This is a genomic window from Prolixibacteraceae bacterium (assembly GCA_019720755.1).
Classification (GTDB): Bacteria; Bacteroidota; Bacteroidia; order Bacteroidales; family Prolixibacteraceae; genus Halosquirtibacter; species Halosquirtibacter laminarini.
Map to the genome: position 1 here is coordinate 58,618 of CP081303.1, position 13,176 is coordinate 71,793.

12 protein-coding genes are annotated in these 13,176 nt (G+C 35.7%); all 12 read right to left on the minus strand.

The genetic code is table 11. From position 1 onward, the window contains the following. Positions 1-122: 122 nt before the first annotated feature. Complete coding sequence (locus K4L44_00250; GenBank protein ID QZE14370.1) at positions 123-3,641, minus strand: hypothetical protein; 3,519 nt, start codon at positions 3,639-3,641, stop codon at positions 123-125. A gap of 38 nt (positions 3,642-3,679) precedes the next feature. After that, the gene (locus K4L44_00255; protein ID QZE14371.1) at positions 3,680-4,087 is read right to left on the minus strand and encodes a GPW/gp25 family protein; all 408 of its coding nucleotides are present in this window, start codon (positions 4,085-4,087) and stop codon (positions 3,680-3,682) included. A 34-nt stretch (positions 4,088-4,121) separates the two neighbouring features. Next, the gene (locus K4L44_00260; GenBank protein ID QZE14372.1) at positions 4,122-4,424 is read right to left on the minus strand and encodes a PAAR domain-containing protein; all 303 of its coding nucleotides are present in this window, start codon (positions 4,422-4,424) and stop codon (positions 4,122-4,124) included. Between the two features lie 98 nt (positions 4,425-4,522). After that, positions 4,523-6,307: a type VI secretion system tip protein VgrG gene (vgrG, locus tag K4L44_00265; protein ID QZE14373.1), complete on the minus strand. Its 1,785-nt coding sequence runs from the start codon at positions 6,305-6,307 to the stop codon at positions 4,523-4,525. 7 nt (positions 6,308-6,314) lie between these two features. Next, positions 6,315-6,980, minus strand: a complete 666-nt coding sequence (locus K4L44_00270; GenBank protein ID QZE14374.1) for a hypothetical protein — start codon at positions 6,978-6,980, stop codon at positions 6,315-6,317. A gap of 63 nt (positions 6,981-7,043) precedes the next feature. Beyond that, entirely contained in the window at positions 7,044-7,223 is a 180-nt protein-coding gene (locus K4L44_00275; GenBank protein ID QZE14375.1) for a hypothetical protein, read from the minus strand. Between the two features lie 352 nt (positions 7,224-7,575). Next, positions 7,576-8,586: a DUF4157 domain-containing protein gene (locus K4L44_00280; GenBank protein QZE14376.1), complete on the minus strand. Its 1,011-nt coding sequence runs from the start codon at positions 8,584-8,586 to the stop codon at positions 7,576-7,578. A 72-nt stretch (positions 8,587-8,658) separates the two neighbouring features. After that, on the minus strand, positions 8,659-9,102 hold the full coding sequence (locus K4L44_00285; GenBank protein QZE14377.1) for a phage tail protein: 444 nt from the start codon (positions 9,100-9,102) through the stop codon (positions 8,659-8,661). A 97-nt stretch (positions 9,103-9,199) separates the two neighbouring features. Next, positions 9,200-9,658 (minus strand): phage tail protein, encoded by a 459-nt coding sequence (locus K4L44_00290; protein QZE14378.1) that lies wholly within the window; start codon positions 9,656-9,658, stop codon positions 9,200-9,202. 192 nt (positions 9,659-9,850) lie between these two features. Then, positions 9,851-11,503 (minus strand): hypothetical protein, encoded by a 1,653-nt coding sequence (locus K4L44_00295; GenBank protein ID QZE14379.1) that lies wholly within the window; start codon positions 11,501-11,503, stop codon positions 9,851-9,853. Between the two features lie 9 nt (positions 11,504-11,512). After that, entirely contained in the window at positions 11,513-12,214 is a 702-nt protein-coding gene (locus tag K4L44_00300) for a hypothetical protein (protein QZE14380.1), read from the minus strand. A 74-nt stretch (positions 12,215-12,288) separates the two neighbouring features. Further along, positions 12,289-12,855, minus strand: coding sequence for a DUF4255 domain-containing protein (locus K4L44_00305; protein QZE14381.1), 567 nt, complete (start codon positions 12,853-12,855; stop codon positions 12,289-12,291). Between the last annotated feature and the right edge of the window lie 321 nt (positions 12,856-13,176).

The window sequence follows — 13,176 nt, forward strand, 5'->3', positions numbered from 1 at the left end:
CTTTTTTGCTAACATAACTTCATCTACACCACACGTTACCACTTCCCTCACCAACACAACAGATGACATAGGTTCTCATGAAGAATATATGTTTCAATACACTTTATTTAATTCAAAATCATTTACTCTATGATAAAAGAATCTTGAATGTCTAGATCACTAATACCTGTTATATTTGCATCAATCACCTGATCCGAATCAGTCACAGAGATGTCATGATGATGAGCCGACACCAAAATTCCCCAAGGCACAGATGGCGTCATCTTTTCATTATGTGTCATTACACTATCTGTAACAAAATACTCTCCATTATCTAGGCATGTAATTTTAATAGTAGAGAAATCAGTAACAAAAGACACAAAATCTAAATCATGGATAAAGCCTATAATATCTTCCATCTTTATATCTTTATCAAAACCTGGTTCTCCTAATTTACTGACAGACCAACTGCTAAGTAATTTTATTAACTCTTCGTTCAATAATTTCACAAAATGTCCATTACGAAGAGGAGAGACAAACTTGACAGCACAACGAATATAGATATGTTCATATATCGGGTTACGTACATGAATCAATACTTGTGGAGGAGCAATCGTTTTGATATACCTTTCAATTTCTTTTAATTGTGAAAAAGTCAGCAGTGGTAGATCAGTATTATTCTCTACTGCATTGGGTTGACCAATCGCAACAATCAATATATTTCCAGGCTTCTCTGATCCTTCAGAATTATAATGAGGGAAACATTTCACTTTATACACGTGTGAAAATTTCTTCAATATCAATCGTTCATAATCCCAAACAGTGATTGCACGGCCTTTATGAACTAACTGCTCACTGATACGCACCCTCACGTCTTTTTTCTCTTCACGTGGCCTTCCACCAAAGCTTCTCAGAGGTTGAGTTACACTTTCCAGCTCATAGATATTTGGTTTTGCCTTATTGATTGAGAAAGCGGGCAACCCATCTCTTAATTGACTACACACTTCTCCCTCTAACCATTTCACAGAAAAAGCCTGGAAGAGTACTTTTTCAACTGCTTCAATCTGCGAAAAACTATCATTCACTGAAACACGCACCCAAAAACATTCATCATTAAAAAGTTTGCTATCTCCATCCACATGTGCAGGAATATGGAGTTTTACAATACCAGAATTTGTAAAATGGTGTGTTTGATCTTGTAGGAGCATCGATTGATCCATCGGTTTCCATATTTTATTATCCAAGTAATGCCAATACAGTGCCCCATATTCGTTTATATTGTTGTACAAAACCGTCTGATTGATACAGAACAGAATATTAAGATAAGACAAAGGTGCCACACTTTTTATTCCAATAAAAAGTGTCGAGTCATAAACAACAGGAACAATCAGATGAGGCAATCTTCTCTCCTTTCTTTCCACCACATCGACTTCTCCCCAATTATTAAAATGATAAAAACGTTCTCTATCCTTTGAGTTGATCTTAGTTTTCGAAACATAAGAAAGTTCTATTCTTTTACACTCAGGGGTAAATGGTTCTTTAGGAAGATCTACCTTCTTTCCTATTTTCGTTCTCGCATTGTGAAGAAAGCTCTCGGAAAGCAGAAGTGGATATTGTTTGTGTCCGAATCCCATTGAAGGAGAAACTAATTCTAACTTAAAGAAACCAAACGAACTATTCAAATGAGAGCCATAATCCTCTTGATTCAAGACGGTCGTATTGTTCCCCTTCCAATTGAATTCTGTGGTTACAAATCTACTTCTATCAGACATCTCAATACGATATTGATTTATTTCGGTCTCAAACAACGACTTTGCCTCTTCTTTATGATACCATTCATACTCATCCAACCGACTAAACCTACATTGAAACGAATCGTTCTCGATTATTTCAGGATACTCTTTATAATATTGATCTATTCCTCCTTTTACAATACCTATATTATTCCAATGGATATCGATAACCACTTGTAAATTCTTTTTGTAAAGCAGTTCAAAAGAACCAATTACCACAGACGAGTGCAACAAAGGAACTACGCCAAGGAAATCAAAAGGAGAAGTCAGATCCATCTCTCCCTGATTGTTCTTTACCAACAGGTCCGTTAAACCATTTGCCACGACTTTTATCTCAAGAAATTCTAACACCAAGAGCTCTAAAAGGGGATATACAGATATGAATGAATTGTCAATCAAAGAGAACTTAACTGCGGGATGTTTTATATTAAAACCACGACCATGAATTTCAGAACAAAATGGGACAATAGCAGGAGTACTAGCAGGGCATTCTAACTCTATTTCGACAAACATAGATTCTCCATCATCTACCCCTTTTGTATATCTCACATGATGATGACTCAACGCAATCCACCCCTCTTCAGCAGTTGCTTCTACCAAAAACGATTTTACAAATATCTCTTCAATGAAATCATCTTGCTGATAATTCCCTCTGACTCTTTGAACCTCTGACAAGAACCTACGGTACGATTCTATCGTAAAAACAAACTGAATCGTAATATTTCTATTTCCTTCCCTTAGTAACAATATTTCATCTGCTACTAGAAAACCATTCACAGGTTTTATTGGCTTAGATCCATCCATAGTCAGCTTTTCTAACTCTATGGTTTCAAAGCGTTGGGAAGGTTCGATCTCTTCTTTTCGAACCAATCGTTGTCTATATAGATGTTCTACCTTTGCGCGATTGAGAGACACCTCTTCTGTTGTATAATAAATCCACCTCTCATCATCTGTCGCAAACCGTGTCCCTTGTGGAATAGTAACATGATCCACATTTCTCTTTAGTACTACACTCAAAAAAGCACTATCAGGAGTAGACAAAAATGGTTTCACCTGCAATACTTCATCATAATAAAAATTTTGTAGTCGTTCAGTGAATTTATTCAACTCTTTCTGAGGATATTCATACAATCTCAAGAAGGTCACAAACAACCCAATATGAGCAGCATGGTTTTGCGACGACAAAGACTCTTTTATGGCTTTAGGAGCAATTTTTTTTAAAAAATTAATGGTATTATAGAGAAGATAAAAGATATATTTTAAGTCAGATTGAATCAAAAACTCATCCACTAATTGATCCAATTTGGAAGGAATACCTTGTTTCTGACTACGGATCTCTTTCTCTAAAAGAATTAAAGCTTTACGCTCATGATACACCAATGCATCCCAATCTACATCAAGCGCTACAAATTCGGGGATTTGCAAGATTGTCTCCTTCATCTTTTGAATAATATTCCCCAATATACTCCCCAAAGTATTCAAAACAACTTCAGCCATTTCACTATTAAAGCTATATTCACAAACGACAAGTTTTGAATGCCAATGAATAACTTGTCGGGACAACTCATAAACAAATCGTAATGAGTAATGAAGTTTCTGCTCTCCATTCACGATACTATGTTCTTGGAGACTTTTCAAAAACTTTTCTTCAAGAAGTTTGACATCATAAGTTATGATGTCCACGAAGGTGAATAGTTCATCAGATTCCCAAAAATCAGACCAAACTTCCTTATCTGAGAATATTACATCTTTAGAGAATTGCAATGTTTCGGATAACAATTGTTCAAAACTGTGCTCATCAGGTACGATCCTATTGGGATCGAAGACTTGATGTCTATGTCTTTGATTTGTTCCATCTCGTTTTAGCATGTATTTCAAAACATTTAATATATACTCAGAGTACTATCCTACAAATCCGTTCCTTCCAATAGATAAAATGGATAGACAATATTATTTCGAGTGTTTGTCATATTCACCACATAATAGACTTGAATAACCAAACAGCCTTGAGGAATATTAGACCGATCAAACACAATCTTGTCTACCTTAATTCGAGGCTCAAAAAACAATATTGCAGAACGTATCATATCTTCCATTTCTGACAACACATTTCCATCCATAGTTTCAAAAGCCATCTTTTTTATTCTACAGCCATATTCAGGATGCATCACTCGCTCTCCAGGAGAGGTAGAGAGAAGAACCATTAAACTCTCTTTTATATCTTCTTCTGCGGTGACGGTCTTCACTTGGTGCGTAGACCGATCAAAAGAGATTGGAAATTTCCAACCCGTACCCAAAAAATTATCTCCATTCATCACATTTTCTGTTTGCTATGCTAACATACATCTCTTATCCTCCAATCAATACCGTCGGACAACCCAATACAATACAACCTCCATGAGCGGTAGTATCTCCCATACGAGCAGCTGGTTTTCCGCCAATCATCACCGTCATAGATCCTTTAATAATAGAATCAGGAGGTCCAACACATACACAATTATCCCCTACTACGGCTGCGGGCATTTTACCTATCAACACAGTAGAAACTCCTGGACCAATAACAGGTCCTCCTACATGTGGTATTGGAGGTAGTCCCGGTGTTTGCATCGGACAAGTGTGCATATCTGTTATTCTTGCAGCAGGATTTCCCATAACAAAACTTTTATTCTCCTGACAAGAAGGAGAGAATAGTTAATTTTTTATTTATTTTTCACTTCTATCTGAAATACAATGCAGCGATGTAAATACAATCAATTAATCATTACAACAGCCCCTTTAATCATCGTTTGTCCATTAGCAGAAAGTTCTGCATTGGCTTTTGCAGCAGCAACAAATTTGATCTTAGCACTCGCATTCACATTCAGACCATCGATATGAATATCTTTTTTAGAAGTCATACAAACCTCTTTCATGGCATCTAGTATAATCGATCCTTTACTTATTACTTTTACATCCTTGGGGCTATCAAATACGATCCCTTTGTCACTAAGAGTAATTTTATTCCCATTTTGATCATGAAGTAGGATAGACTTCTCTTTGTCATTCAATACCACCTTATTTTGCCCCACGGTTGTAAGAGTAATTTTTTTATTTTCATCATCAAATTCTAATTTCAAATCTTCTCTTGTTTGGATCATTTTTATACTGTTTTCCGATTTCAATACTTCTGGCATAGGATGTTTTCCACTATACAACACTCCTAAAACCACTGGGTGTCTAGGATCATCATTCAAAAATCCAAGCACCACCTCGTCGTTCACCTCAGGAATAAAAAATAGCCCTTTCCCAGAGGTAGCATAAAAATTTGCCAAACGTGCCCAAACCCCTTCACTTTCATCATGAATATTTGGTATTTTAACCTGAACACGAAACTCTTGCTTTGGATCTCCTTCTAGCGTCATTACCTTACCAATTTGTAAGCCACCTATTGAGGGCAATAAACCCGAAGCAGAAACAAACTGTGCATGTTCTCTTTCAACAAACCACTGCGGTGGCAAACCGAAATTTACGACAGTAATCCATTTTCCACACATTATCTCATGTGTTACACCTGTGACATAAACTTTTCCTTCAAAATGTTTCCCTACTTTTTTTAATTCGATCAATGTTCCAGGCAGCACGCTGGTATTTCCATGAAAAGTAACACTTCCTGTTATCATCGACATTCCTGATTTCAATAGTTGGGCATCTGCCCACGCTTTCAACTCTTTATCATCCAATTCTGCTCCACTCTGTAAGATAAGCTCTGAGGGAGCAGCAATTTTTGATAGACTTTCCTTAGTGAAATCCCCTACCTTATTGAGTGATGGAGCAGTTCCTTTCTGCTCAATCATCTTTTGTTCAGAACTATTCCAAGCCATAGCAGAAACAGACTTAATCTGATACTGGCTGTCCACCTCAGCATCCAAATCGATAATATCTTTCCCATACTCTATAGTGAGAACGACATCTCCATTGGTTTCTGGTTTTTTTACTATTACATGTCCATCATGAACAATCACCTGTAATCCATTGACTTCAGCACGTGATAAGATAAAATCCCAATCAGTCACATTATACTGAATAAGCTGCTCATGCTTTGTTGTAGTAATATCCACATCAGCCGAAAGTCCCACATTTGAAATCATTTTTTTTATGGTCTCTGCATCACTACTATCAACAAAATTCACACTGCGTCGTCCTATTGTAAGCTTTACCGCCTCATCCTTACACTCCACAATCAACTGTGAACCATTTAAACGAACTTTTAAAGCACACTTAACTACAACTCCTTCGAATACGGAATGGATAGTATTTCCATATCCCACCTCCACCTTCACTTTCTTCCCTGGATTGAATATACTAGAGTCCAACAGTTCAAATTGGCCACGACTCACATCCCCATCACAAAACACGAGGGTGGCATAAGGAATATAATTTATACGATTACACACAAACAGGCTCGTCAAAGGGCAGGAAGAGTGAATCGCTTTGCCCTCGCTATAAACGATATATTTTATATTGCCACTGCTATTTAAGTATGGAGAATCAGCCATATTATTTCTATACTAAAGGAGGAAAGAGAAGTTTCGTTCCTGCCTTGATATTTCTAAATGTTGTAAGATGATTTATCTTTGCGATATCAAGATAAAATTGAGACGATCCATAGATGCGTTCACAAAGCATCGGCAATGTCTCCCCTGCCTTCACTTCAATATAGTGAGTCATATCTGGCGAACTCCTACCAGCCTCCGTCGACGCTTGTTTCGCTGTGATATATTTAGAAAAACTAAGATCTACAACAGCTCTCAACGGAGTTCCATCTGGAGCAAAAAGAGTAAAGCTAACATCATATTTTGTTGCCACAGCATTACATTTAAAACTCTCTCCCCAAGCCACTCTTACAACATTGGGAGAATGTTTATCGCCCTGATACTCGGCAATAAGAGTTGTCAGCTTTCTTATCTGATCTGCAACACTATCATATGTACCAGGAACCACACCTGTTGCATCGAGGACAATCTTAAAACTAAAATTGTTTTCTGATACCCGACAAAACTTTTTTGTTGGTTGGCTTTGCCCTACGACCTGCTGTTGTGGATACGAAATTTCACGGCTACAAGAGATAGTATCAGGATTCATCATCACCTGAAAAGGCTCTCCTGTAGTAGAAATACTGCCATTATCAGCAACAACACACTTGGTTATTTGTAAATAGATTTTTGACATCAACAATACACTCTTTATATATCCTACAAGAAAAGAATAGTTCGAATTTCACTCTTCAATGATCTATCTTTCATGCAAACGTTTTAGATACTTTTGGATCTGTTCCAAACACTCTCCGAGGATCTCCTCTTTCAACTCTTTAGCCCACTTATCGTCCTCCTCTTGTCTCAGTGGCGGGGTTGAAGAAGAAGACGTCTTTCCAATATTAGCCTTTACAATGATCTCCTTTACCTCTATCGGCATATCTACTTTTTTTTAAATGGTTTATATGTCTGTTCCAGAATTAGGTCAATTAGTATTAGTTTTCAAAGATTATAGTGTAAATGTCGAATAAAAACATATCAAAAATTAAGAAATATAAGTTACTGATTTAAACACTAAAAATATTTCTTAATGAAAAAAACATTTTGAGAGTCTTTACTTCTCTTCTAATTATAGAAATCAAAATCAACAATATTTTTAAATTAAACAGGATAAATATTTCTCAAAAGTTCAATTGTTATTTTTCCTATTAACTTCATCAATTCTATAATAGTTAATATATCTTCACTATAAGTATTTCTATTTAAGCATTAGTTAAAATAAATCCCGCGAATTAAACTGATTGGGAGAAGTTAATCAAAAAGCTTCTAATACTATTTTTCGCTTCCGTTTCATTTTGTGGAACAATTGGTCTAAAATAACGTTTCTCTAATTTATCACGTCTACGTTTCGCCCTCTTTTTAAAAAACTCATTAAAAAATTTTCGTTCTCTTGGTACAAGGGGATTAGGATTAGAATTTAAATATCTATCGATAATATTTTTTTCAATTAGTACGTTTTTTTTATATTTAGTCAATTCTTTTATCTTTTCTTTATGTTTACCTCCACCTTGTAAAGATTTTATATCATCATTAATTCGTTTAAGTAATTCAAGAAGCATATTATATAAATCATTTAAATCCAGCTTCTTTAAAGAATGTTCATTTATTTTTTTTTTCCAAAAACTAATTGAATTAAATATTGCAGAAGGATCCAATAGCGCAGCTGTCATCACATTACGGCCCACTGTAAAATTTAAACCATTACACTGTGATATTGAACTCGAAACATTTCTTATATGTAGCCTTTCATTATTATTATGGATAATATTATTTGTCTCAGATTTCATCTGTAGTGCTTTGGCACCCATCACATCCGCCTCATGTTCTAAACTAGGATCATCATTAATTTGAACTTGGTTATTCATTTGAAATGTTGGGCGTACCCGTCCCTGCTTCTGCTGCACCACATGCCACGCTTCATGTGGAAGATATTTCTCTTGTCCACTAGCTACATGAATATCAGAACCATTTGTATAAGCATGCGCCTGCAATTGGGCAGGCTTAGAAGAGTTATAATGCACAGAAACATTATCCAAAGAATATCCAGACATCTGTTCGATTCCTGACTTTAAATTATTGGGCAACCCTGTATTGTTACGCTGAAACAAAAGTTCTGATTGCAACTTACACTGCATCATGGCTTGAGGACGCTTGTCTTCTATATATGCCCCTTTGCGTTGTGTTGCAATATTTTTATTTGCAGCATGATGAAATACTTCTTTATAATCCGTTTGAGTTTTCATAAGCCAATCATATAAACATTATATACTATAAACTAAAAACAAACTCCACTTTATTTAGTTCCTAAAAATCATCTATTTGGTCCTTTCACAAGTGTTATACCTCAACTCTATCACCTCTATTGCTAGTTCATTTTTAGTAGAGTTAAATGAATCTACCTCCCATTTCACAGGATAAACATTGGTGAAATTCCAAGATCTTAAAGGATTTTTATTCTCATCCATCAGATGTACATCCACACTCTTGGTTGTAATCTTCAATCCATCATTTTTGAAAGTCGCACTACACCAAGCTGCCAAACCACCATCCTTGGCAGTAATACATCTTTTTAGAATAAGGTTAGAGTGTGTCATCCCTTTAGGCAAAGCATGCACAAAACCATTCTCACCTCCTTCATGTACCTCTTCGACATCTATCTCACTACGTATTCCTGACACCTCTTGGAAACTACAATCTTCATCCGACTTAGTTCCACTGACCACCACTTTAAAATAAAATGCAACTGGCTGTCTTTCCATATCAATCTTTTTACGCTATAAGAACAATACAATTAAAAATCTCTTCTTTCAGTCGGTGGAAAAACATATCAAATCTCCCACCGACCAAAGAAGAAGACTAGCTGTTAGCTATAGTAATCCCCTCATGTACAATCTCAATAGTCTCAATAGCCACTTCGTTGCCATCCGACTTTAAATCTGTTGCCGAGATTTTTGTTGGCCATGCATTTGCAAGAGTCCACACCATCGTAGGGGCCCCAGATTCGTCTAAAAGGCTGATCGTAACAGGGATACGCTTTACCGTATTCATTTTAATTTGATTATACCAATCCCAAAACTTATTGTCTCCTTTGAAAACACCTTTTTTCATCGTCACATTTCCACTCTTCTGTATGCCAGGCATCTTAACCGTCGAAAAGACAGGGCTATCTCCACTACGATACTCAATAGGTTGTGATTCAATATCTAAGCCAGAAACCTCTTGAAATGACATAACTTCCGAATCCCATTTTACCTGAAAGTGAAACTTAGGCAAAGGCCATACACTAGTTGATTGTGCTGCTCCATCATCTGCCATAATAGTATATTTAAAAATTTGTTATGAATAAAAAATAAATTACACAAATCGAGCTATTTATGAGATGTCACATCCCAAAGAACTCACAAGAAAAAGATATAGAACCATGCATAAGGATCTCTTTCTTGCACTTTGACTTGTTACACCAATATGTTCATTTGCAATAGCTAGAAAAAAGATATCATGGAATACCTATGATTTTTGTGTCTGTTGTGTAAATGTTATTTCTATAAATTCTGCTGGACGAGTCACAGCAACCAAAACAGTCACACGCATAATACCTTCCAAGATATCGTTAGGAGTCATCGTTTCTCCCAAACCAATACTCACACTAAAAGCTTCTTCTGGCGAAGAACCTGCCAATCCACCTTGTTTCCATATACCAGTAAGAAAATTACGAATCATCCCTTTCATTGTTACCCAAGTATTGGCAACATTTGGTTCAAAAACATATGCTTTGGCAGCCGTCTTGATAGATTGTTCAATCATTATCATCGTACGACGAACATTTATATACCTCCAATCTAGGCTATTCCCATCCATCGTACGTGCTCCCCAAACAAGTGTTCCTTCACCAACAAAAGAACGTATGGCATTAATAGCTTTTCCACTCAAAGGCACATTAAGATCTTCCTGATCATAATGTGTCAAGTTTACCGCAGGAGATACTACAGAATTAAGACTCACATTTGCTGGAGCTTTCCAAACACCTCTCCCATGATCAACCATTGAGAAAATACCAGCCATAGCACCCGAAGGAGGCAGCAAATTAATCTTCTCATTAATCTCCTTTAAAATAGTATTAAATATCGGGCTCATTTTTATCAATGTCTTATTGATCGCATCAAACTGAGCATCGATATGAGGATGAAGTTCTTTTACCGCATCAAGAAGTTTTTTATATTGATTTTGCACATTTTGCAGCTTTTGCTTTTGTGTAACATCCTGTGTTGTAGGAGACTCCAAGGTGCCTATTGTCTGGATATTGCTCTCGATAGGAGCAAGCAGTTCTCTATTTAAAATATTAACCAAGACCTCCCTACTTTCATCATTAATATTTATAAAAGAGAGACTATTTTCACTAACTAAAGATGTATTAATCCATGGATAGTAAGCAGCCCCCCAATCTAAATTATTAATTCCAACACCCGTACGGAAATTTTCAATCACATCACCAGAAGCATCATCTCTACCAAGATATCCATTGAAGACATCTAGAATAGCCACACGACTCTTTACTTTATCTCCACAGTGCATTAAAGCATGCTGTTGTACTTTATAGACATCTTTCTCACTTGTCAACATCACCAATTCTGGCATCACGATCATTGTTGGTTCCTGCTCTTTTAATAAAAGATCGATACCAGCAATAAAATGATCAGCAGATGGATCGGAATTGTAATCTCCAACAGAAAGAATATAACAAGGACCACCGCCATTTTGGTAGAACAACAACATACTATAATACAATACATAAGGGGTACTAGACCGAGTAATAGAGTAATCTGTAATGTCTAATGATATCTTACCTTCTTCATTGTTTGGTGTTACAGGATCATCACCACCATCTTTTTTTTCCTCTGCCGGCTTCTTCTCCTTTGGACCTATATCCTTTGACTTAATATCAAATTTAGCAATAGGAGCCGAACCAAAATACTCAATAAATTCTGCCATAGAATTTACTTTAAATGGCAGATTGGTAAGTGATTTTCCACCATTTCGGGCTTTCTCAGTATACCCAATAAAAACAGGAACTGCTGTTTCAACTGCTACAACAGAGTTCGGGAATGCACTCTTTTCGACAACATATACTCCCGGGGTATTCATCTGTACCATAGGTTTCATTTTAAAAAGTTAAACATAAATGAATATTTGTGACTTGTAATTTTCAGGCACTTCATCTCTCGATAACATTCGGTTGTTAGGCATTTCTAGGTTTTGAATCAACACCTCCTGTTCATCATCTAATAATGTGAAGGTGTAATCATGGTACTGTTTTAGTAGGATGGGTTGCTCACTTTTAATGATAAACCCATGATCACTCTTTATAGTTTTTGAGAATTTAATTTTGTCATTTTCTTCTTTTATAATCAAATTTGAATACTCCTGATCTGTCATGATATTATATTCCCATATGGTTGATCGAGATTCAAATTCTATAGTATATTTTTTTTCGTTTACATTAGCTTCTAAGATCTCTTTCTTGATAGACACTCCTACGACAAAATGTGAGTTAACCATCTCTTGATACGTCAATTTATACTCCTGAGCACGGCTAGGTGTTTCAAAATAAAATATTGGAAGAATAAATCCATCTTTATGATTTGGCATAGACACATACTTACGAACAATTGCCTTTTCCACATCGGTATAATTCATAAAGAAACGATCTTCACACTTGAGAATAAATTTGAGAGAATATAAGGTTTCATCCCATAAGTTACACAACAAGGTCTTCTCCTCTATACAATCATAAAACACAGCTATTCCATTCAATATCTGTTTAAAATAGAGTCCAGATCTTCTAGCCAACTCTTGGGTGTAAGCTGTCGGCATAATATCAATTTTAACAGAATCATGCTTCTCAAAAAAATGATGAAAAATGTCAATCTGACAAAGTGTTTTTAACCTCATTGTTTCTTTATTGTATTGGGTTTTAGTGAAGTGATCTCTGGAATTTCTGCAACCATTTGATTACCATCTATTTTGACCATGCGTACTTTATATAATACAGAAGGAATATATTTGCTTCCTAACATCCCCCATAAATTCACCAACTCACTAAAAGACAAATTTGATATCCCAACTATTATTTTGTCAATATTCTTATGATATAGTTTTTTCGGGATATTATGATAATCAAACACCGAATTACATTGAAAGAAAGTGATCACATAAGAGATCAAAGTGAGTGCATCATTATAATTCTTATTCTCAAACGAAGCAGAGATCATAATATCTAAATTTAGAAAGACAGGAGACGACTTGACTTCCGTAGTCATTACGGGCTTTTTAGCAAAAGATTCTTCTTCGATATTCACAAGAGTCAGAATTATTTTATTCTTTTCCTCCTCTTGCATCCCTCCATCGAAAGTCGAGATATTAGAAAGCACTACAAGATCTTCTGTCAATGCAAAAGATTGCTTAAGGAAACTATTCAACTTATATTGAATCACTCTTAATGTCTCTAGAATCATAATAACGAATCTTTGGAAAGTGAAAAAATTCATCCAATAGGGCAAAATACCTTAAACGGCTTGTTAATAAAGGGGAGTATGAGATATAAACTCTTCCTTTTAAAACATTTTTCTATACAACTTTTCATGATTGCTAGGAAACCGTAATGAGTCACATTGTTGCATAAAAGTATCAATCGAACTTGTCATTATATGAGTACATGTTTGAACAATGACAAGATGAATACTGTAGAGAACTTCCCTAATGGTAAATGATCTATTGTAGTACCAATAAAAAAACAGATCATACACCCTCCGATCTGCCATTTCATTTAATGAAGA

Coding starts and splice junctions, on each gene's coding strand:
- K4L44_00250 (QZE14370.1), bottom strand. CDS start 3,641: ATGCTAAAACGAGATGGAACAAATCAAAGACATAGACATCAAGTCTTC.
- K4L44_00255 (QZE14371.1), bottom strand. CDS start 4,087: ATGAATGGAGATAATTTTTTGGGTACGGGTTGGAAATTTCCAATCTCT.
- K4L44_00260 (QZE14372.1), bottom strand. CDS start 4,424: ATGGGAAATCCTGCTGCAAGAATAACAGATATGCACACTTGTCCGATG.
- vgrG (QZE14373.1), bottom strand. CDS start 6,307: ATGGCTGATTCTCCATACTTAAATAGCAGTGGCAATATAAAATATATC.
- K4L44_00270 (QZE14374.1), bottom strand. CDS start 6,980: ATGTCAAAAATCTATTTACAAATAACCAAGTGTGTTGTTGCTGATAAT.
- K4L44_00275 (QZE14375.1), bottom strand. CDS start 7,223: ATGCCGATAGAGGTAAAGGAGATCATTGTAAAGGCTAATATTGGAAAG.
- K4L44_00280 (QZE14376.1), bottom strand. CDS start 8,586: ATGAAAACTCAAACGGATTATAAAGAAGTATTTCATCATGCTGCAAAT.
- K4L44_00285 (QZE14377.1), bottom strand. CDS start 9,102: ATGGAAAGACAGCCAGTTGCATTTTATTTTAAAGTGGTGGTCAGTGGA.
- K4L44_00290 (QZE14378.1), bottom strand. CDS start 9,658: ATGGCAGATGATGGAGCAGCACAATCAACTAGTGTATGGCCTTTGCCT.
- K4L44_00295 (QZE14379.1), bottom strand. CDS start 11,503: ATGAAACCTATGGTACAGATGAATACCCCGGGAGTATATGTTGTCGAA.
- K4L44_00300 (QZE14380.1), bottom strand. CDS start 12,214: ATGCCGACAGCTTACACCCAAGAGTTGGCTAGAAGATCTGGACTCTAT.
- K4L44_00305 (QZE14381.1), bottom strand. CDS start 12,855: ATGATTCTAGAGACATTAAGAGTGATTCAATATAAGTTGAATAGTTTC.